General features: G+C 59.7%; 21 protein-coding genes. 10 read left to right on the forward strand and 11 right to left on the reverse strand.

All coding sequences use genetic code 11. The features are described from left to right. Positions 1-6: 6 nt before the first annotated feature. On the reverse strand, positions 7-720 hold the full coding sequence (locus ACIOWE_RS06930) for a hypothetical protein (protein ID WP_401389020.1): 714 nt from the start codon (positions 718-720) through the stop codon (positions 7-9). Positions 721-903: 183 nt separating this feature from the next. Between ACIOWE_RS06930 and ACIOWE_RS06935 the strand changes: the two genes are divergently transcribed. Continuing rightward, positions 904-1,143, forward strand: coding sequence for a CopG family ribbon-helix-helix protein (locus ACIOWE_RS06935; RefSeq protein ID WP_401389023.1), 240 nt, complete (start codon positions 904-906; stop codon positions 1,141-1,143). Then, on the forward strand, positions 1,133-1,417 hold the full coding sequence (locus ACIOWE_RS06940) for a type II toxin-antitoxin system RelE/ParE family toxin (RefSeq protein WP_401389026.1): 285 nt from the start codon (positions 1,133-1,135) through the stop codon (positions 1,415-1,417). Before ACIOWE_RS06935 ends, ACIOWE_RS06940 begins: the two co-directional genes overlap by 11 nt. Positions 1,418-1,424: 7 nt before the next feature. Here the strand turns inward: ACIOWE_RS06940 and ACIOWE_RS06945 are convergent, their stop codons facing one another. Further along, entirely contained in the window at positions 1,425-2,348 is a 924-nt protein-coding gene (locus ACIOWE_RS06945) for a LysR substrate-binding domain-containing protein (protein ID WP_401389029.1), read from the reverse strand. 77 nt (positions 2,349-2,425) lie between these two features. Between ACIOWE_RS06945 and ACIOWE_RS06950 the strand changes: the two genes are divergently transcribed. Beyond that, the gene (locus ACIOWE_RS06950; RefSeq protein WP_401389031.1) at positions 2,426-2,914 is read left to right on the forward strand and encodes a DMT family transporter; all 489 of its coding nucleotides are present in this window, start codon (positions 2,426-2,428) and stop codon (positions 2,912-2,914) included. A gap of 173 nt (positions 2,915-3,087) precedes the next feature. Here ACIOWE_RS06950 and yiaY read toward each other — a convergent pair whose 3' ends face one another. After that, entirely contained in the window at positions 3,088-4,236 is a 1,149-nt protein-coding gene (gene yiaY / locus ACIOWE_RS06955; protein WP_401389034.1) for an L-threonine dehydrogenase, read from the reverse strand. Positions 4,237-4,390: 154 nt separating this feature from the next. Here yiaY and ACIOWE_RS06960 point away from each other — a divergent pair, with 154 nt between their 5' ends. Next, on the forward strand, positions 4,391-5,410 hold the full coding sequence (locus ACIOWE_RS06960) for a DUF4917 family protein (RefSeq protein WP_401389037.1): 1,020 nt from the start codon (positions 4,391-4,393) through the stop codon (positions 5,408-5,410). Between the two features lie 98 nt (positions 5,411-5,508). Here the strand turns inward: ACIOWE_RS06960 and ACIOWE_RS06965 are convergent, their stop codons facing one another. Beyond that, the gene (locus tag ACIOWE_RS06965; RefSeq protein ID WP_400759428.1) at positions 5,509-6,051 is read right to left on the reverse strand and encodes a helix-turn-helix domain-containing protein; all 543 of its coding nucleotides are present in this window, start codon (positions 6,049-6,051) and stop codon (positions 5,509-5,511) included. Between the two features lie 106 nt (positions 6,052-6,157). Between ACIOWE_RS06965 and ACIOWE_RS06970 the strand changes: the two genes are divergently transcribed. Then, positions 6,158-6,940 (forward strand): aldolase, encoded by a 783-nt coding sequence (locus ACIOWE_RS06970; protein ID WP_401389040.1) that lies wholly within the window; start codon positions 6,158-6,160, stop codon positions 6,938-6,940. A gap of 24 nt (positions 6,941-6,964) precedes the next feature. Next, on the forward strand, positions 6,965-7,846 hold the full coding sequence (locus ACIOWE_RS06975; protein WP_401389043.1) for a dihydrodipicolinate synthase family protein: 882 nt from the start codon (positions 6,965-6,967) through the stop codon (positions 7,844-7,846). A 142-nt stretch (positions 7,847-7,988) separates the two neighbouring features. On the opposite strand, the gene ACIOWE_RS06980 is transcribed toward ACIOWE_RS06975, so the two are convergent. Then, positions 7,989-8,333, reverse strand: a complete 345-nt coding sequence (locus ACIOWE_RS06980) for a YegP family protein (protein ID WP_401389046.1) — start codon at positions 8,331-8,333, stop codon at positions 7,989-7,991. 157 nt (positions 8,334-8,490) lie between these two features. On the opposite strand from ACIOWE_RS06980, the gene ACIOWE_RS06985 reads away from it, so the two are divergent. The 3 genes from ACIOWE_RS06985 to ACIOWE_RS06995 all read left to right on the forward strand — a co-directional run bounded on the left by ACIOWE_RS06985 (position 8,491) and on the right by ACIOWE_RS06995 (position 12,663). Further along, complete coding sequence (locus ACIOWE_RS06985) at positions 8,491-9,027, forward strand: RNA polymerase sigma factor (RefSeq protein WP_401389049.1); 537 nt, start codon at positions 8,491-8,493, stop codon at positions 9,025-9,027. Continuing rightward, positions 9,024-9,983, forward strand: a complete 960-nt coding sequence (locus tag ACIOWE_RS06990; RefSeq protein WP_401389052.1) for a FecR family protein — start codon at positions 9,024-9,026, stop codon at positions 9,981-9,983. The genes ACIOWE_RS06985 and ACIOWE_RS06990 overlap by 4 nt, the downstream gene beginning before the upstream one ends. Positions 9,984-10,104: 121 nt before the next feature. After that, the gene (locus tag ACIOWE_RS06995) at positions 10,105-12,663 is read left to right on the forward strand and encodes a TonB-dependent hemoglobin/transferrin/lactoferrin family receptor (RefSeq protein ID WP_401389055.1); all 2,559 of its coding nucleotides are present in this window, start codon (positions 10,105-10,107) and stop codon (positions 12,661-12,663) included. Positions 12,664-12,793: 130 nt separating this feature from the next. Here the strand turns inward: ACIOWE_RS06995 and ACIOWE_RS07000 are convergent, their stop codons facing one another. Together ACIOWE_RS07000 and ACIOWE_RS07005 are read right to left on the reverse strand one after the other, a co-directional pair. Then, on the reverse strand, positions 12,794-13,099 hold the full coding sequence (locus ACIOWE_RS07000; protein WP_103305539.1) for a ribbon-helix-helix domain-containing protein: 306 nt from the start codon (positions 13,097-13,099) through the stop codon (positions 12,794-12,796). Between the two features lie 13 nt (positions 13,100-13,112). Continuing rightward, positions 13,113-13,694, reverse strand: coding sequence for a DJ-1/PfpI family protein (locus tag ACIOWE_RS07005; protein ID WP_401389058.1), 582 nt, complete (start codon positions 13,692-13,694; stop codon positions 13,113-13,115). Between the two features lie 323 nt (positions 13,695-14,017). Between ACIOWE_RS07005 and ACIOWE_RS07010 the strand changes: the two genes are divergently transcribed. Continuing rightward, on the forward strand, positions 14,018-14,923 hold the full coding sequence (locus ACIOWE_RS07010) for a DMT family transporter (RefSeq protein ID WP_401389061.1): 906 nt from the start codon (positions 14,018-14,020) through the stop codon (positions 14,921-14,923). Positions 14,924-15,003: 80 nt separating this feature from the next. Here the strand turns inward: ACIOWE_RS07010 and ACIOWE_RS07015 are convergent, their stop codons facing one another. The 4 genes from ACIOWE_RS07015 to ACIOWE_RS07030 form a co-directional block, all read right to left on the reverse strand. After that, entirely contained in the window at positions 15,004-16,221 is a 1,218-nt protein-coding gene (locus ACIOWE_RS07015) for a class I SAM-dependent methyltransferase (RefSeq protein ID WP_401389064.1), read from the reverse strand. Between the two features lie 243 nt (positions 16,222-16,464). After that, on the reverse strand, positions 16,465-17,082 hold the full coding sequence (locus ACIOWE_RS07020) for a TPM domain-containing protein (RefSeq protein WP_401389067.1): 618 nt from the start codon (positions 17,080-17,082) through the stop codon (positions 16,465-16,467). Between the two features lie 33 nt (positions 17,083-17,115). Continuing rightward, a complete protein-coding gene (locus ACIOWE_RS07025; RefSeq protein WP_401389069.1) occupies positions 17,116-17,871 on the reverse strand; it encodes a TPM domain-containing protein in 756 nt (251 codons plus the stop codon). Between the two features lie 13 nt (positions 17,872-17,884). Then, on the reverse strand, positions 17,885-18,493 hold the full coding sequence (locus tag ACIOWE_RS07030; RefSeq protein WP_201238760.1) for a LemA family protein: 609 nt from the start codon (positions 18,491-18,493) through the stop codon (positions 17,885-17,887). Between the last annotated feature and the right edge of the window lie 108 nt (positions 18,494-18,601).

Genomic DNA, 18,601 nt, shown 5'->3' on the forward strand with positions numbered 1-18,601 from the left:
GGTCAGTCAGAGGCCTTTGAAACCGGGTGGCAGGACGTAAGTTTTTCCGTCGTAGCGCAGCGTTGTCAAAACCGGTTTGGATACGCTGATTTTATCTTCACAGGTGTCGCCTTCAACCACGTTTGTCGTGCCTGTTTCCTGGGTTTTGACAATCAAGTCTGCATAACCGTGGGAGCTCGTTTTAGCGATATCAACGGTTCTTGAAATCTCAAAACGCTCGCCAGCACAGTTGTCATCCCACTCGCCGCCATACTCATAAACCACCAATTGTCGCAGGACAGGACGCAAGGTCTCCCCATCGCGCACGTAAAGCGAGAGTTGGTGTTCTTCAAGGGGATTGAGCCGGGAACCGTTGGTGAGGGTGGCGCGGAGACCAAAGGCTCGAAGGTCGGGAGTGAGTTTGTAGCGAGCCGTGTCGATTTTGAGTTCGGACAAACGGACACCGTCCATCACGAAAGCAGCGGGCTGCTGATAAGCGGCAATCGGATTCGGTTGACCCTCCTTCAGCACCGACAAGTCCAGATCATGGGTAGCGAGCGCTTCGACGGTGCCACGCTGAAACCGGGTAGCGGCGCTGATGGTCAGCCCCGGGTAGGCCGGCCAATCCTTGCAGGCAGACATATCCTCTCCCTCAACGGCTGGCGGCGTGCAATCGGCAAACACCTGCCCCGCCATCAGCCACCCACCCAGCGCCACACACCGGATCAATCCAGACTTCATTGTCACATCCCGCTCCTTGATAACTTTTCAGCCGCGCACTATCCCCTCCTCAATCCTGTGATTCAACCAGTTCAACACCACAAGGCCATCACTTTTGAATCATGCAGAGAGACAAGCGGAGCTGGTTTGTTCTCGTATGACGTTGTAGTGTCGTGTATTACAAACCACTACACCGAGATCGCCATGTCAGTCATGTCTCTGCGTATACCCGACGAAATTGCCAACACCCTCGCCAACCTCGCCAAGGCGACCGGACGCAGCAAGTCTTATCTGGCGGTAGACGCATTACGCGAATATCTCGCGCGGGAAGCCTGGCAGATTGAAGAGCTTCAGCAGGCTGTGAAAGAAGCTGATGCCGGGGATTTCGCGACGTCCGACGAGGTAAGAGCCATCGCTGACAAGTGGAATACCAATGCGCGTTGAGTGGCTACGTACCGCGTTAAAGAATCTCGATGATGAAGCCGCCTACATAGCACTGGAAAACCCGAAGGCAGCTTCGGAGTTTGTTCAGGCCATTTTCGCCAGTGTCGACCACCTCGAACAGTTTCCCGCCTCGGGGCGTGAAGGGAGATTGCCCGGAACTCGTGAGTGGGCGCTTGCAGATCGTCCATATTTGATTCCATATCGGGTCCGTCAGGGCCGGCTGCAGGTTTTACGCATTTTCCACACTCGCCAACTTCCACCCGGCAAGTGGTAGCGGACGATCAAACGCCGCTCCCCAACCGTCCTATCCCCTCCTCAATCCTGTGATTCAACCAGTTCAACGCCTGATCCCCACCCCGGCGCTTGTGCCACGCCAGCACAAACGTGAACGGCGGTATCTCGAACGGCGGCGGCACGACGATCAATTCTCGCTGATCAATCTCCCGCAGCCCCCGCGATGACACCGTCAGAATCAGGTCCGTGCCGCTGATGAACTGCGGCGCGACGTTCCAGTGCGGCAGGCTGATGGCAACGCGGCGGCGTTCGCGCAAAGCGGTCAGCGCCCGTTCGATTTCCGGCGTGCCGCTGCCACGCATCTCCAACAGCACATGCGGGCGCGACAGGTAGGTCGGCAGATCCAGAACGCCATCGGCGGGCAATGTCTGGCGGTCGAGCAGGCAGACATAGCGTTCTTCAAACAGCAGCGTGCTGCGCAGTTCATTGGGCATTTCCGGGAACACGCCGGCGGCGACGTCGATATCGCCGTTGAGCACACCTTCAAGCATGCCTTCGCGGCTGGCATGGCTGATTTGCAAATCAATGCCCGGCGCTTCGCGGCGCAGGGCGCGGATCAGCGAGGGCAGGATGATCGCCGCGCCATAGTCGGACATCGCCACGCGAAAGGTGCGCCGGGCACTGGCCGGATCGAAGGTGTTGGGCGCCAGCAACGATTGCACCTGGGCCAACGCTTCGGCCAGCGGCGCGACCAGTTCCAATGCCCGCGCGGTCGGCGCTAGACTGGAACCGGCGCGCACCAGCAATGGGTCGCCGAGCAAATCACGCAACCTTGCCAGCGCATGGCTGACCGCCGGCTGGCTCAGGTGCAGGCGCTCGGCAGCACGGGTGACATGCTGCTCGCTGAGCAAAGCGTCGAGGATAACCAGCAGATTGAGGTCGATACGGCGCAGATCATTCATTTGATGCATGTTCTGGATGACAAAACGGAATTTAAATCTGCGTGGCGAATAGCCTAGAGTCCAGAAAAATCTGTTGGAGGAAGACCATGAGTACGTTGCAGTGGGCTGGCCTGTTGGCGCTGGCCGCTTTTGCCGGGGCGGTGGTGCCATTCCAGAGCGCGATCAACAGCAATCTGGCGCGCGGATTGGGCCATCCGTTGTGGGCGACGCTGGCCTCGTTGCTGGTGAGCGTGCTGGTGCTGTTGCCGGTGATTGTGGCGCTGCGCTTGCCGTTACCGTCGCTGGCCTTCATCAGCAAGGCGCCGCTGTGGATGTGGGCCGGCGGTGCATTTGGCGTGTGCTTTGTGGCGTTGGCGGTGATGCTCTTGCCCAAGCTTGGCGCTTCGGGATTTGTGGCGTTGGCGTTGGCTGGGCAGGTGATTGCTTCGATGGTACTGGATCACTTTGGGCTGTTCGGGTTGGTCGAGAAACAGCTGACATTGTCGCGGGTGTCTGGCGCGGTGTTGTTGATCGCGGGGGTGGTGTTGATTCAGTTTGGTGGGGTGTTTGAGAGGAATCTGGTGATGGCTGGGTGATGGGAATAGCAGATGGATTTGCGCTGCCTTGAAGTCAGTCATCGCGGGCAAGCCCGCTCCCACAGGGTTCTGCGGCGAATACAGATTTATGTATCGCCGCGCAAACTGTGGGAGCGGGCTTGCCCGCGATGGCGTCGGTGTAGCAGCCAAACTCTTTCAGAATGCAGCCGATCTCAAAACGCGTTGCGGAAAATCTCCTCGATCTGCCGCTGATCCGCCGCACGCGGATTGGTGAAACCGCACGCATCTTTCAAGGCATTGGCGGCAAGAATCGGGATGTCGGTGCATTTGGCGCCGAGATCACGCAGCCCACCGGGAATCTCGACGTCACTGGCCAGGCTGCGGATTGCGGTGATCGCCGCCTGGGCACCTTCCTCTGGGCTGAAGCCACGAATGTCTGCGCCCATGGCGTGTGCGACATCGGTCAGGCGATCGGCACACACCAGCGCGTTGAAGGTCTGCACGTGCGGCAGCAGAACCGCGTTGCACACGCCGTGGGGCAAGTCGTAGAAACCGCCCAACTGGTGCGCCATCGCGTGTACGTAACCCAGCGACGCATTGTTGAACGCCATGCCCGCGAGGAACTGCGCGTAGGCCATGTTCTCCCGCGCAGCAAGATCACTGCCGTCGCGCACGGCCAGACGCAGGTTGTTGCTGATCAGTGTCATGGCCTTTAAGGCGCAGGCGTCGGTGATCGGGTTGGCGGCGGTCGAGACGTAGGCTTCGATGGCGTGGGTCAGCGCATCCATGCCGGTGGCAGCGGTCAGGCTTTTCGGCATGGCGACCATCAGCGCCGGGTCGTTGACCGACAGCAGCGGCGTGACGTTGCGGTCGACGATGGCCATTTTCACGTGGCGCGATTCGTCAGTGATGATGCAGAACCGGGTCATCTCGCTGGCGGTGCCGGCGGTGGTGTTGATGGCGATCAGCGGCAGTTGCGGCTTGCTCGATTGATCGACGCCTTCGTAATCACGGATCTGCCCGCCGTTGGTCGCGCAGAGGGCAATGCCCTTGGCACAGTCGTGTGGCGAACCGCCGCCCAGCGACACCACGAAATCACAGCGACGCTCTTTCAGCAGCCCCAACCCGGCTTCGACGTTGGCAATACTCGGGTTTGGTTTGGTGCCATCGAAGATCACCGAATCGATGTCCTGCATCGCCAGTTTCTCGGCAACCATGGTCGCCACGCCGGCCTTTGCCAGCCCTGCGTCGGTGACGATCAGTGCCTTGCGAAAACCGTAGTTGCGGATCGCGATCATGGCTTCGTCGAGGCATCCGCTGCCCATGATGTTGACCGCCGGAATGAAAAAGGTACTGCTCATCGTGTGTCTCCTGACTGGGACCGAGTCGACTGTCTGATTCGGTGGATACCTACAGGATCGACCGATCAGTCACGGGCGATGTTGATCTGGCTCAATGCCCGCTCGTGATAAAGTCGCCGCCCATCAGCCCCTATGTTTTGAGATGTGCCAAGCAATGAGCGATTTTCTGGATGTCGACGCCACCCTCGAAGACTGGAACACCCTGCGCGCCGCGACCGACTTCAAGGGCTTGCTGGCAGGCAACGGCGCCAGCCGCGCGGTGTGGGACGACTTCGGCTACGACTCGCTGTTCGAAAACGCCCGCACGGTGGAAGAGAAACCGCTGAGTCCATCGGAACTGAGCGTGTTCGATGCGATGCAGACACGCAGTTTCGAGCAGGTCCTCGGCGCACTGAAAACCACCAGCCGGGTGAACAAGGCACTGGCGGTCAGCTCGGCGGCGCCGCGCAATCGCTACTATGCGATCAAGGAAGCGCTGATCAACACCGTGCACGCCGTGCACATTCCGTGGCGCCTGGTGCAGGCCTCGACCCTGACAACGCTCAACGAAGAATTGGCGCGCTATCGTACGGTGTTCACGACCAATTACGACTTGCTCAACTACTGGGCTCTGCAGCACCAAAGCGAGGCTATCGACGACCTGTTCAACGGTGCCAATGCCAGCTTCGACCTGAGCGAAACGGCCACGAGCAAATCGCGTTTGCTGTACCTGCACGGTGGCCTGCACCTGGTGCGCAATCAGGATGGCACCGCGCGCAAACTGACCTCGACCGAAGGCACGCTGCTCGGCAGTTTCGCCATCAACAACACGATCAAGACGCTGGATGACGTGCCGCTGTTCGTCACCGAAGGGCCGAGCGCCGACAAGCTCAAGACCATCCGCAGTTCGGATTACCTGTCATTCTGCTATGAGCAGTTACTGGGGCATGCAGACAATCTGTGCATCTTCGGTCATGCGCTGGGTGAGCAGGACAACCACATAATTCGTGCCTTGCGTCTGGCGAAACCGAAAACCGTGGCGATCTCGATTTATCCGCGCAGTGCAGCGTTCATTCAGCATCAGAAGCGGCATTACGCGAAGGTGTTCGAGGGCACGGCGGTTGAGTTGCGGTTCTTCGATTCGAAGAGCCACCCGCTGGGCAATCCGAAGCTGTCGGTGCCCGTCGAGGTTTGATGCAGGCCTGACTGGCGCTTTCGCGAGCAGGCTCGCTCCCACATTTGGAATGCATTCGACCTGTGGGAGCGAGCCTGCTCGCGAAGCTTTTGGAGGCCTCACTCTTCGGAACTATGCACCACCACCAGCAACTGCGCCTGCACCTCCCCCACTGATCTGATCCGATGCGGTTTCTGCGCATTGAAGTGCAGCGCATCGCCGCGTTCCAGCAGCACTCGCTCGTTCATGAAATCCACCTCCACCTGCCCTTCGTGAACAAACAGAAACTCCTCACCCAGATGCTCCTTGAAGGTCTTGTCGGTGAACTCGCCCGGTGGATAGATGATGAACGGCAGCAGGTTGCGCTCGCTGACCTGATGCGCCAGCACCGCATAACCCGGGCTCTGATCGTTGGCCGCCAGTGACTGACGCTCGTGGCTGCGCACCAGGCTGTAGCTGTCGAGGCTGACGTTGTCTTCGGAGAACAACTCCTCGACTTTCACGTTCAGCGCTTTCGCCAGTTTTAGTGCAGCAGCAATCGACGGGGTGTTCAGCCCGCGCTCGACTTTCGACAGATAACTCTTGGTCATGCCGGATTTTTCGGCCAATGCCTCAAGGGTTACGCCAAGTTTTTTTCTCAACAATTTCAAACGGATAGACATGCGCAGCGGTTATTCCATTGAGGAAGCGACGATTTGTGCTTGCCAATGACACCTTGTGTCATATAGCCTCTTTAGTGTCATTTGCAATCACCCAAAGGACACAGACATGGCCAAGACATTAGCACTACCCAAAGACCAACTGGTCAAGCAAGCGCTGACTCAGATGCAAAAATCTCTGGCGGATAATACGTGGACAGACCGGCAAAAGCTGGCCCTGACCTGCCGGATTCTGTTCGAAAGCGGTCACGACTCCGGCCTCGCCGGGCAGATCACCGCCCGTGGCCCACAACCGGGCACCTATTACACTCAGCAACTGGGCCTGGGTTTCGATGAAATCACGGCGAGCAATCTGCTGCTGGTCAACGAGGATCTGGAAGTGCTCGAAGGTCACGGCATGGCCAACCCGGCCAACCGTTTCCACAGCTGGGTGTACCGCGCCCGCCCGGACGTGAACTGCATCATCCACACCCACCCGACGCACATTGCCGCGCTGTCGATGCTGGAAGTGCCGCTTGAGATTTCGCACATGGACCTGTGCCCGCTGTACGACGACTGCGCATTTCTCGAAGGCTGGCCGGGCGTACCGGTGGGCAACGAGGAAGGCGAGTTGATCGCCGGGGCACTGGGCGACAAGCGCGCAATCCTGCTGTCGCACCACGGTCAGTTGTCGACCGGCACCACGATCGAGGAAGCCTGTGTCATCGCGCAATTGATCGAGCGCGCCGCCAAGCTGCAACTGCTGGCAATGGCCGCCGGCACGATCAAGCCGATCATTCCGGCGCTGGGCCGCGAGGCGCACGACTGGGTGTCGAAACCGAAACGCCACGCCGCCGCTTTCAACTATTACGCTCGGCAGAACCTGCGCCAACACGCCGATTGCCTGAACTGAAACCCTTTTGACGGAGTCATCCCCATGTCCAACATTCACGGCATCATCGGCTACACCATCACCCCGTTCGGCGCCAATGGCGAAGGGCTGGATCTGCCCGCGCTGGGCAAATCGATCGATCGCTTGATCGACAGCGGCGTCCACGCCATCGCCCCGCTGGGCAGCACTGGCGAAGGCGCCTACCTGAGCGACGCCGAGTGGGATCAGGTCGCTGAGTTCAGCATCAAACATGTGGCCAAACGCGTGCCGACCATCGTCAGCGTGTCTGACCTGACCACCGCCAAAGCCGTGCGTCGCGCGCGTTTTGCCGAAGCCCACGGCGCCGACGTGGTGATGGTTTTGCCGGCGTCTTACTGGAAACTCACCGAGGCGGAAATCCTCGCCCACTACCGCGCCATCGGCGACAGCATCGGCGTGCCGATCATGCTCTATAACAACCCGGCCACCAGCGGCACCGACATGTCGGTCGAGTTAATTCTGCGCATCGTCAACGCGGTGGAAAACGTCACCATGGTCAAAGAGAGCACCGGCGATATCCAGCGCATGCACAAGCTGCAATTGCTTGGCGAAGGTCAGGTGCCGTTTTACAACGGCTGCAACCCGCTGGCACTGGAAGCGTTCGCCGCCGGGGCAAAAGGCTGGTGCACGGCGGCGCCGAACCTGATCCCGCAACTGAACCTGGATCTGTACGCGGCGTCGCTGGCGGGGGATCTGGCCAAGGCGCGCGAACTGTTCTATCGCCAGTTGCCGCTGCTGGATTTCATCCTCAAGGGTGGTTTGCCGGCGACGATCAAGGCCGGGTTGCGTGACACCGGGCTGGAGGTGGGCGACCCGCGCTTGCCGGTGTTTCCATTGAGCGAAACCGGGCGGGGTCAGTTGCAGGCAATCCTCAAAACCCTGCGCTGATCCTGCTGGCATACTGCAAACCAATGTGGGAGCGAGCCTGCTCGCGAAGACGGCATACCAGTCAATGAGGATGTTGATTGATAGACCGCTTTCGCGAGCAGGCTCGCTCCCACAGGGGATTTGTAAGGGATTTGAAAATTGGTTACAGGACCGGCAGGGTCTTGTCCTTGATGGATTTTGTCGGGCCGTTGGCCTTCACACTGGCAATGCCTTTATCGCAAGCAGCCTCCGAGGAATACGACTCGCTGCTGCCGATGATCTGGTGATTGGCCGCCTTCAGATTGAAGTACGGATGGCCGTCCTTCGTCGACTTCCTCTCGTAACGTTCATCCAGCGGACTGTTGGCCTGCACCGAGGCAATGCCGTCCTCTGCTCCCTTGCGGGAGGTGTACTGCTCGCTGGTCAGAATCGTTTCGGCATTGGCCGCTTTCAGCACGAACCTGAACTGGCCGTTGCTGCTTTTACTCAACTCGTACCATCCGGACATGTTGCTGCTCCTGTCGATTGAACCCTCGAAAGTAAAGACGGTTTCGACGGTTTGGCCACCGCTGGATGAGCGCTGTAATCGCCAACATGACAAATGACAATAATTCTCGATATCATCCGCGACTTTCTGCGCCCCCGCTTCGTCGAGAAGGAAGTCCATGCCCCGCCTCACGCCCGATCCTCTGTCGGCTGATTCATTTCGCCGGTTTTACGGGGACATCCTGCATTACCTGCGCAAACGCACGGAAAATCCCAGCGACGCGGCGGACATGACCCAGGACGTGTTCACCCAATGGCTCGACTATCGCGACCGGGCCAAGGTCGAGCAGCCGCGCGCCTTCCTGTTCCAGATGGCGCGCAATCTGCTGCGTGATCACTGGCGACGGCAGAAAGTACGGCACATCGTCCAGCCCAATCACGACAGCGATGTCGAACCGGCCACCGATGAGCAACACGATCCGATGGCAGCGGCGCAGCGCCAGCAACGGCTGGAGCATCTCAAGGAAGTATTGGCAGAACTCTCGCCACGTCGGCGCGAGGCCCTTATGCTGCACCGCTTTGAAGGCTTGAGTCAGGCGCAGATTGCCGAGCGCATGGGGATTTCGCTGAGCATGGTGGAGAAACACATCGCCTTCGCGCTGATGCATTGCAAGCAACGCCTGGACCAGGACAACGGCACGGAGCAGCCAGAATGAAGCGCCCTTACGAATTCGACAGCGACCTTGCGGACGACAGCATCGACGGTCAGGCCGCCGCGTGGTTTACCCGCAATCGCCAGCAACAGGGCCGCGCTGTCCGTCAGGCATTTGAACAATGGCTGCGCGAGCCGGAACATGCCAAGGCGTATCGGGCATTCGAAGAGCTGTGGGCAGACCTGAGCGAATTGCAGCAACTGAATCGGCCGACGCCGCTCAAGCTGCAAAAACCCAAACGCCTCTGGCAACCTGCACTGGCCATTGCAGCGGCTTTGGTCGGCGCCGTGCTCGCCACGCAGTTGGGCACTTCCTACGAGATTTTCCAGCAGCAGATCGCCGCGCAATCCAAAGGCACGCGCACCGTCGAATTGCCAGATGGCAGCACGCTGTCGGTGAACGCCAACACGCAACTGCGTGTCGATTTCGACAGTCATCAACGGCAGATTTTTTTGCAGCGCGGCCAGTTCTATGTCGACGTCGCCCCGGACAAGGAACGGCCAATGTGGGTGCAAACCGGCGACGCTACCGTGCGGGTGGTCGGCACCGGTTTTGATGTCCGACGCACCGACAAACAACTGGTGGTCAGTGTCGCCCACGGCCAGGTTGATTTCGCACCGGACGCTCGTACGTCACTGCTGCTCGGCGCGCGACAACAAGCCGCCGTCGATCTGGAAAGCGGCAGCGTGCAGCAGCAAACGTTGGCCGTCAGCCAGGTCGCCGATTGGCGCACCGGCCATCTGTCGTTTCGCAACCGCGAACTGGCCAGTCTGGTTGATGAGTTGAATCTGTATCGCGCCAAACCGGTGCTGCTGGCCAATGCGAAACTGGGACAGATCAAAGTCTCCGGCAACCTCGACGTCGAGGATCCGGACGCACTGATCAACGCCCTGCCCGCGCTGATTCCGGTGAAAACCGTGGCCCTCGCCGACGGCCGCATCCGTCTCGAAAATCGCTGACAACACCTCATATGAGAATATTTTGCATTCGCATGTGAGGTTTTTTTTGCCTGCCGCGTCTTCCTCCGGTCTGCGTTGCTGACGCAGGCCTTTTTGGCCTTTTGCCGCTTTGGGGGATTCCATGTTTCGCGTGTTTTCGCCGTACCCGCTCACCTGCCTTCGACCGACCCTGCTAGCCGCCTGCCTGGCCTTCAGCGTGCAAGCCCACGCCGAATCGATCAGCCTGCATTTGCCGGCGCAATCGATGGCGACGTCGCTGAGCCAGATCGCCCAGCAGGCGAAGATTCAGCTGCTGTTCGACGAGGCGCAATTGCGCAATCTCAAGGCTCCGGCCATCGACGGCGAATTCAGTGCGGAAGCGGCGATCCGCCAATTGCTCGACAACAGCCAGTTCGGACTGATCAAGGTCAACCAGACGTACGTGGTGCGTCCGGTGGAGTCGGTCACCAGCAGCAGCGACAGCATTCAACTCGATGCGCTCAGCGTGATCGGCACCGGCACCGAAGTCGACTCCAGCACCGTCGGCCGCTCGACGCTGACCCAGGCCGACATTGATCGCCACCAGCCGAACAACATTCCCGAGCTGTTGAAGACACTGCCCGGCGTGAGCATGAGCGGCTCGATGAAACCCGGCGGCCAGAAGATCAACGTCTGGGGCCTGGGCGAGGCCGAAGACGTACCGATGACACTCGACGGCGCGACCAAAAGCGGCTTCGAGCGCTATCAGCAAGGGACCATTTTTATCGAGCCGGAGCTGATCAAAAGCATCGAGGTGGAAAAAGGTCCGCACTCGCTGTTCACCGGCAACGGCGGCTTCGGTGCCACCGTGCACATGGAAACCAAAGATGCCCCGGACTTGCTGCAAGAAGGCCGCGATACCGGCGCGATGGTCAAATATGGCTACGCCAGCAACGACCATCAACAGACTTACACGGGTGCCGTGTTCGGGCGCACCGACGACGGTCGTGCCGACGCGCTGGTGTACCTGACCAAGCGCGATGGCGATGACATGAAGCTCGCCGACAACCTGCCCGACCCTGGCCACAACTATCCGCTCAACCCCAAGCGCCTGCCCAACAGCGCCCAGGATGTCGACGGTCAACTGGTCAAGGTCAATCTGCACCTGACCGACGAGCACAGCGCCGGTCTGTCGTACTCGCACTCGGAAAGTCAGCGCTGGACACCTTTTTCCTCCGCCTCTTACCCGAGCCCGCCGAGCGCGTTCAACATCAAGAAATACGGCTACGAAGGCGCGTTGAAACGGTTTCTGGCCAACCGCGAAACCCTCGACACCACCTGGTCCGGTTTCTATCAATACCAGCCGCTGGACAACCGCTTGATCGACATGAAGTTTAGCTACTCGCAATCCGACACTGACCAGACCGACGAGCGCGACGCCAGCGCGTTTTTCCAGCCGGCCTCGGGCGGTCGCAAAATGGACACGGCTTACAAGGATCGCGTCGTCGAGTTGCGCAACATCAGCCTGTTCGAAACCGGCGCCCTGGCTCACGCCGTGACCACTGGCGCGCAAATCCGCAAACACAGCCGCGACACGGACATGTGGATGCCGGGCGCCGCCTACGATGTGCCGAAGTACAACTTTGGCCACTTCCAACCGTATTTCATGCCCACGGGCAAGGTCGACACCAACAGTTTTTATCTGCAAGACGCGATCACCCTGGGCGATTTCACCCTGACGCCGTCGGTGCGTTACGACCACGTACGCAACCGTGGCGAAGCCAACGACGCGCCGTATTACAGCAGCCCGAATCCAGCCATCGGCCACGATTACAGCGACCGCACCTACACCGGTTGGTCGCCGCGTTTGTCGGCATTCTGGAAGGTGACACCGGACACGGCGTTCTTTGTCGACTACAGCAAAACCTGGCGCGCTCCGGTGATCGACGAGCAGTACGAAGTCCAGGGCCTCGGCAACCGCACGGCAACCAGCGTCGACCTCGACCCGGAACGCATCACGGGCTGGCGCGCCGGTAACATCAGCCACTTCTCCAACGTGTTCACCGACAACGACAACGTGCAGATTCGCACCACGCTGTATCGCAACAAGATCGACGACGAGATCTTCAGGGCCACCGGGGTCGGCTGCCAGAATCAGGCGATCAAGGGCGGTACGATCGACTCGGATTGCAAAGGCTCTGGCCCGATGAGCAACTACCGCAACATCGGCAGCCTGACCATCAAGGGCTTCGAAGTCGAAAGTTTCTACGACTCGACCTACCTGTTTGGCTCGCTGTCCTACTCGTGGATGACCGGCAAGCACGAAGGTGCTTACACCAATCCATGGGGCCCGGACGTCTGGGCACGCGACATTCAGCCGGCCAAGTGGGTGGCGGTCATGGGCGTGAAGATTCCGAGTTGGGATGCGCAAGTGGGCTGGCAAGGTGAGTTCGTGCGCCAGACCGATCGTCTGCCGAGCGATCGCTACAGCGGAGGCAAGAACACCTTGGGTGACGTGTACTACGACCAATATGCCAACGACCGCTACAACGTGCAGGGCCTGTTCGCCAACTGGAAACCGCAGCAGCCGTACCTCAAGGGCACCGAGGTCAACCTGACCATCGACAACCTGTTCAACGAAAGCTACCGCCCGGAATTGAGTGGCGACCTGGCGTATAGCCAGGGGCGCAATGCCAAGGTGAGTGTGACGCGGTTTTTCTGATCAGGATATGTGTTGCCTGATCCGGCCCTTTCGCGAGCAGGCTCGCTCCCACTTTCGACCGATTTCTCCAAGTGGAATACGGTCAACTGTGGGAGCGAGCCTGCTCGCGAATGAGGCCACGCAGTCTCGACTATTTCACCGCAGCCCGCACTACTGATAACTCCGGCGCACTTACCCGCCGCTGACTCAGATACCGCGTACAACTCACCCGCAGGAACGAGGCAAAATTCACCACTTCCCCGCGATAGTCCATCACCTCTTCATACAGCTTGGCGATCAACTGGTTGGTGGTCATGCCGTCAACCTCGGCGATCTCGCTGAGGATGTCCCAGAACTGATTTTCCAGACGCAACGTCGTCACCACGCCGCAGATGCGCAGCGAGCGCGAGCGTGACTCGTAGAGAATCGGGTCAGCCTTGACGTAGAGTTCGCACATCGGCGATTCCTCTTTACAGGGTGATTCGGGTGCCGAGCAAGCCAAGGAAACCGGCCAGCCAGTTCGGATGCGCCGGCCATGCCGGGGCTGTGGCCAGATTGCCTTGAACGTGGCCATCCGTCACTGGAATGTCGATGTACGTACCGCCCGCCAGTCGCACCTCAGGCGCGCAAGCCGGATAGGCGCTGCATTCGCGACCTTCGAGTACGCCCGCCGCTGCCAGCAATTGCGCACCGTGGCAGACCGCAGCAATCGGTTTGCCAGCCTTGTCGAAGGCGCGCACAAGGTCGAGGACTTTTTCGTTGAGGCGCAAGTATTCCGGCGCACGACCGCCGGGGATCAGCAGAGCGTCGTAATCGGCCTCGCTGACTTTGGCGAAATCGAAGTTGAGGGCGAACAGGTGTCCGGGTTTTTCGCTGTAGGTCTGATCGCCTTCGAAGTCATGGATCGCGGTGCGCACGGTCTTGCCGGCCGCTTTGTCCGGGCATACCGCGTGGACGGTGTGCCCGACCATTTGCAGGGACTGGAACGGCACCATCACTTCGTAATCTTCGACGTAATCGCCGACCAGCATCAGGATCTTTTTCGCGGCCATGGGGATGACTCCTCTGGAGAATGCTTGGGAGTATTCAAGGTAGACCTTATCCGCAGGGCGAGGTAATAACTGACTACTACACACTCTCTGTGGTGAGGGGATTTATCCCCGTTGGGCTGCGAAGCGGCCCCATGCGGTCTGTCATTGAAACCCTACATTCAGGATTTACGACTGCTGCGCAGCCGATCGGGGATGAATCCCCTCGCCACAAGGGATTACTCCAACTGTACGGATAAGTCTGTGCCTAGCTGTAACAGCCCGAACACTGCGGTTTATGGCTTGATGAAGGTCATTCCCTGCCACCTTCAATTCTGGTCCCACTCATGTCCTCGCGCGAAAACACCGGCATGGCCCTCGGCCTGCTCGGGGTTGTGATCTTCAGCCTCACCCTGCCCTTTACCCGCATCGTGGTGCAGGAACTGCATCCGCTGCTCAACGGCCTCGGCCGCGCGTTGTTCGCGGCGATTCCGGCGGCGTTGATGTTGTTGTGGCGCCGCGAGAAGTGGCCGACCTGGAAGCAGGTCAAAGGCCTGAGCCTGGTGATCGCCGGGGTGATTCTCGGTTTCCCGGTATTGTCGGCGTGGGCCATGCAGACGTTGCCGGCGTCCCACGGAGCGCTGGTCAACGGCTTGCAACCCCTGTGCGTGGCGCTGTATGCCGCGTGGCTGTCTCACGAACGTCCGTCAAAAGCCTTTTGGGCCTGCGCCGCACTGGGCAGCGCGTTGGTGCTCGGTTATGCGTTGTATACCGGTGCCGGCAGCATTCAGGCCGGGGATTTGCTGATGCTTGGCGCAATTGCCGTGGGTGGATTGGGCTACGCCGAAGGTGGCCGTTTGGCCAAGGAAATGGGCGGCTGGCAGGTGATCTGCTGGGCGCTGGTACTGTCGACGCCGCTGTTGATCGGCCCGGTTTTTTACCTGGCGTTGCAGCATCAAGGGGCGGTGTCAGCGAAAACCTGGTGGGCGTTTGGCTATGTGGCGCTGTTCTCACAGTTTCTGGGATTCTTCGCCTGGTACGCCGGGCTGGCCATGGGTGGCATTGCTCGGGTCAGTCAGATCCAGTTGCTGCAGATCTTCTTCACCATCGCCTTTTCGGCGTTGTTCTTCGGCGAACATGTCGAGCCGATCACCTGGGTGTTTGCCTGCGGCGTGATCGCGACCGTCATGCTCGGTCGCAAGACCACCATCAAACCCCATGTGGGAGCGAGCCTGCTCGCGAAGGGGCCGTAACAGACAGAATCATCGTTGACTGTCAGTCCGCTTTCGCGAGCAGGTCGAGTCGTCGCACCGTCGCTCCCACAGTGTCTGAGTCAGGCCAGGTAGCCGTCAGCACGCAGCAGGGTTTCCAGGCAGTGTTCGCTGATGTTGTAGAACGCCTTCAATTCCTCAATCTTCACCAACAGCTGAGCCGGGTCTACCGGTTCGGCACGTTTCACCGCGAGGATCATCTTGTTCTTGTTGGTGTGTTCCAGCGAGATGAACTCGAACACTTTGGTCTCGTAACCACAGGCTTCGAGAAACAATGCACGCAAACTGTCGGTGACCATTTCTGCCTGCTGACCAAGATGCAACCCATATTGCAGCATCGGCTTGAGCAGCGCCGGGCTCTGGATCTGCAGGCGGATCTGCTTGTGGCAGCACGGCGAGCACATGATGATCGACGCGCCCGAACGGATGCCGGTGTGGATCGCGTAGTCAGTGGCGATGTCGCAGGCATGCAGGGCGATCATTACGTCCAGCTCGCTCGGCGCCACACTGCGTACATCGCCGCACTTGAACACCAGGCCCGGATGATCGAGCTTCGCCGCTGCGGCGTTGCACAGGTTGACCATTTCTTCGCGCAGCTCAACGCCAGTGACTTCGCCCTCGGCCTTCAAGGTGTTGCGCAGGTAATCGTGAATCGCGAACGTCAGGTAGCCCTTGCCCGAACCGAAATCCGCCACCCGCACCGGTTTATCCAGCGCCAGCGGTGACGAGGTCAGGGCATGGCTGAACACTTCAATGAACTTGTTGATCTGCTTCCACTTGCGCGACATGGCCGGGATCAGTTCGTGTTGCGCATTGGTCACGCCCAGATCCTTGAGGAACGGGCGGCTCAACTCGAGAAAGCGGTTTTTCTCGCGGTTGTGCTCGGCGGAGGGTGCTTCGCGCAATTGCTGAGGTTTGCTCTTGAACAGCGAAGGTTTGCCCTTTTTGCTGTATTCCAGCTGCGCTTCGTCCGTCAGCGCCAGCAAGTGCGCATTCTTGAACGAGGCCGGCAGCAGCGCGGCAATCGTCGCCACGCCTTCGCTCAGCGGCAGATTCTTGGTGATGTCGCGGGTCTTGTAGCGATAGACGAACGACAGATTCGCCTGCGCCTTGACCGTCACCGGTTTGATGATGACCCGCTGCAGGTCCGCCTCTTCACCGACGTACTTGGCCAGCACCAGTTTGATGAAGCCGTTCTGTTCGAGGCTGGTTTGCAGCAACTCGATGAACTGGGCGTGGTAATCGGGCGCCGATTTGGCGGATGGGGCGATGACGGACATGGAAAAGCGGCCTCGGGCGGGGCGAATCGGGAATGGCCGGTATTTTAGGGGGGATGGGGGTTGGGGACACGCTCTTATTTGCCGAACGGCGTAAATCCTGTGGCGAGGGGATTTATCCCCGTTCGGCTGCGCAGCAGTCGCTAAACCTGAATACTGGGTTTCACTGATACACCGCATGGGGCTGCTGCGCAGCCCAACGGGGATAAATCCCCTCGCCACAGGGAACTGCTGTGCCTGGGAAGATCAGGCCAGCACGATCAACCGATTCGGCAATTCATTCCTCACCTGCGTCACCGGCACATGCACTTTCAGCAACTCGCCGCACGCCTCGATGCAAGTAACAAACCCTTCCAGCGTACGCCCTTGCCTGACTTGCTCGGTAAACGCCGCAACAATCGCATCCCAGCTTTTGTTGTCCAGCCGTTTGGAAATGCCCTCGTCCACCAGAATCTCCACGTACCTTTCCGCCTCGCAGACAAAAATCAGCATTCCTGTGCTGCCCACCGTGTGATGCAGGTTCTGTTCGAGAAACTGTCGCCGCGCCAGGTTCGAGGCGCGCCAGTGCCGGACACGGCGCGGCACCAGATGCGTGGTGATTTTCGGCAGACGAAACAGCAGGCACAGCACAATGAACAACCCCCACTGCACCAATAGCAAGCTGCGCAAGGTCAGCCACCCGGTCAAGTAATGCACGAAGCCCGGCACCACCAACGCCAGCAAACTGGCCCATAGCAGCGGAATGTACGCGTAGTCGTCAGCACGCGCCGCGAGCACCGTCACCAGTTCGGCGTCGGTGTCACGCTCAACCCGGGCGATGGCCTCGGCAACTTTGCGTTGTTCGTGTTCAGTCAGTAATGCCATGTCGAAAAGTGCCTGATCATTATTGTTATGTGCTCACCAGCCGCCGGACGAACCACCGCCGCCGAAACTGCCCCCGCCGCCGCTGAAGCCCCCGCCTCCACCGCCGCCGCCAAATCCGCCACCACCGCCGAAACCGCCCCCGCCACCGGAGCCGCCACGGCCGGCGGGAAGGATACCGAGCATCTGGCAGACAAACACCGTCAGGATGAACAACATCACCAAAAACACGAACAGCGCCGGATGACGCGAGATGAAATCGCTTTCGGGATCACCGCTGGATTCGTACACCGTCGACGGTTCATCCAGCGGATTGCCACCGAGCACCACCAGCATCGCCGCGACGCCATCGCTGATGCCCTTGCTGAAATTGCCGCTCTTGAAGGCGGGCGTGATGACTTGATGGATGATCACTGAAGTCTGCGCATCGGTCAGCCGATCCTCAAGACCGTAACCGACCTCGATACGCAGTTTGCGCTCGTCACGGGCGACGATCAGCAATGCGCCGTTGTTCTTGTCCTTCTGGCCAATGCCCCAGTGACGCCCCAGTTGAACGCCGAAATCCTCAATGGTCGTGCCTTGCAGATCCGGCAGCGTGACCACCACCAACTGCTCGCCGGTCGCTTGCTCGTGAGCCTGCAACTGCTGGCTCAACTGCACGCGCACCGATGGCTCGAGCATTTGCGCTTCGTCCACCACGCGCCCGCTCAGCGCCGGGAACGTCAACTCGGCCCGGGCGCTGACGGCGAACAGCCACAGCATCAACACCAGGCCCATTTTCAATACACGCATGGGCAACCCCGTATCAGAATTTCACTTCCGGGGCCTTTTCTGCACCGGGCGTGGTGGCTTCGAAGGTTTCACGGATCGGCAGGTCGCTGTACATCACGCTGTGCCAGAGGCGACCGGGGAAGGTGCGAATCTCGGTGTTGTATTTCTGCACCGCCAGGATGAAATCACGGCGCGCCACAGCGATGCGGTTTTCCGTGCCTTCGAGTTGCGATTGCAGCGCGAGGAAGTTCTGATTGGCCTTGAGGTCCGGGTAGCGCTCGGACACCACCATCAGACGGCTGAGCGCGCCGGTCAGTTGATCCTGCGCCTGCTGGAACTGCTTGAGTTTTTCCGGATTGTCGAGGGTGCTGGCATCGACCTGGATCGAAGTCGCCTTGGCCCGTGCTTCAATCACCGCGGTCAAGGTTTCCTCTTCATGTTTGGCGTAGCCTTTCACCGTTTCCACCAGATTGGGGATCAGATCGGCCCGGCGCTGGTACTGGTTCTGCACCTGCCCCCACGCCGCTTTGGCCTGCTCGTCGAGGGTCGGGATGTTGTTGATGCCGCACGCCGTCAGCAGCGTGGCCATCAGCAGCAGCGTGGCGACCTGCAAGCGCGAGCGATAGGTTGGACTGACATTCATCGCAGTGATGCTCCTTGGCACATTTCATTATAAAAACCGGGCGCGAAACATTCTCGGTCGGCTCTTGGGGCATAATCGGCCGCGCCACTGGATTGCGACGGGCCAATG

The organism is Pseudomonas sp. NPDC087598 (genome assembly GCF_044743525.1).
Taxonomy (GTDB): Bacteria; Pseudomonadota; Gammaproteobacteria; order Pseudomonadales; family Pseudomonadaceae; genus Aquipseudomonas.

Bases quoted from the DNA above. Each gene is read 5' to 3' on its own strand.
- ACIOWE_RS06930 (WP_401389020.1), bottom strand. From the start codon at position 720: ATGAAGTCTGGATTGATCCGGTGTGTGGCGCTGGGTGGGTGGCTGATG.
- ACIOWE_RS06935 (WP_401389023.1), top strand. From the start codon at position 904: ATGTCAGTCATGTCTCTGCGTATACCCGACGAAATTGCCAACACCCTC.
- ACIOWE_RS06940 (WP_401389026.1), top strand. From the start codon at position 1,133: ATGCGCGTTGAGTGGCTACGTACCGCGTTAAAGAATCTCGATGATGAA.
- ACIOWE_RS06945 (WP_401389029.1), bottom strand. From the start codon at position 2,348: ATGCATCAAATGAATGATCTGCGCCGTATCGACCTCAATCTGCTGGTT.
- ACIOWE_RS06950 (WP_401389031.1), top strand. From the start codon at position 2,426: ATGAGTACGTTGCAGTGGGCTGGCCTGTTGGCGCTGGCCGCTTTTGCC.
- yiaY (WP_401389034.1), bottom strand. From the start codon at position 4,236: ATGAGCAGTACCTTTTTCATTCCGGCGGTCAACATCATGGGCAGCGGA.
- ACIOWE_RS06960 (WP_401389037.1), top strand. From the start codon at position 4,391: ATGAGCGATTTTCTGGATGTCGACGCCACCCTCGAAGACTGGAACACC.
- ACIOWE_RS06965 (WP_400759428.1), bottom strand. From the start codon at position 6,051: ATGTCTATCCGTTTGAAATTGTTGAGAAAAAAACTTGGCGTAACCCTT.
- ACIOWE_RS06970 (WP_401389040.1), top strand. From the start codon at position 6,158: ATGGCCAAGACATTAGCACTACCCAAAGACCAACTGGTCAAGCAAGCG.
- ACIOWE_RS06975 (WP_401389043.1), top strand. From the start codon at position 6,965: ATGTCCAACATTCACGGCATCATCGGCTACACCATCACCCCGTTCGGC.
- ACIOWE_RS06980 (WP_401389046.1), bottom strand. From the start codon at position 8,333: ATGTCCGGATGGTACGAGTTGAGTAAAAGCAGCAACGGCCAGTTCAGG.
- ACIOWE_RS06985 (WP_401389049.1), top strand. From the start codon at position 8,491: ATGCCCCGCCTCACGCCCGATCCTCTGTCGGCTGATTCATTTCGCCGG.
- ACIOWE_RS06990 (WP_401389052.1), top strand. From the start codon at position 9,024: ATGAAGCGCCCTTACGAATTCGACAGCGACCTTGCGGACGACAGCATC.
- ACIOWE_RS06995 (WP_401389055.1), top strand. From the start codon at position 10,105: ATGTTTCGCGTGTTTTCGCCGTACCCGCTCACCTGCCTTCGACCGACC.
- ACIOWE_RS07000 (WP_103305539.1), bottom strand. From the start codon at position 13,099: ATGTGCGAACTCTACGTCAAGGCTGACCCGATTCTCTACGAGTCACGC.
- ACIOWE_RS07005 (WP_401389058.1), bottom strand. From the start codon at position 13,694: ATGGCCGCGAAAAAGATCCTGATGCTGGTCGGCGATTACGTCGAAGAT.
- ACIOWE_RS07010 (WP_401389061.1), top strand. From the start codon at position 14,018: ATGTCCTCGCGCGAAAACACCGGCATGGCCCTCGGCCTGCTCGGGGTT.
- ACIOWE_RS07015 (WP_401389064.1), bottom strand. From the start codon at position 16,221: ATGTCCGTCATCGCCCCATCCGCCAAATCGGCGCCCGATTACCACGCC.
- ACIOWE_RS07020 (WP_401389067.1), bottom strand. From the start codon at position 17,082: ATGGCATTACTGACTGAACACGAACAACGCAAAGTTGCCGAGGCCATC.
- ACIOWE_RS07025 (WP_401389069.1), bottom strand. From the start codon at position 17,871: ATGCGTGTATTGAAAATGGGCCTGGTGTTGATGCTGTGGCTGTTCGCC.
- ACIOWE_RS07030 (WP_201238760.1), bottom strand. From the start codon at position 18,493: ATGAATGTCAGTCCAACCTATCGCTCGCGCTTGCAGGTCGCCACGCTG.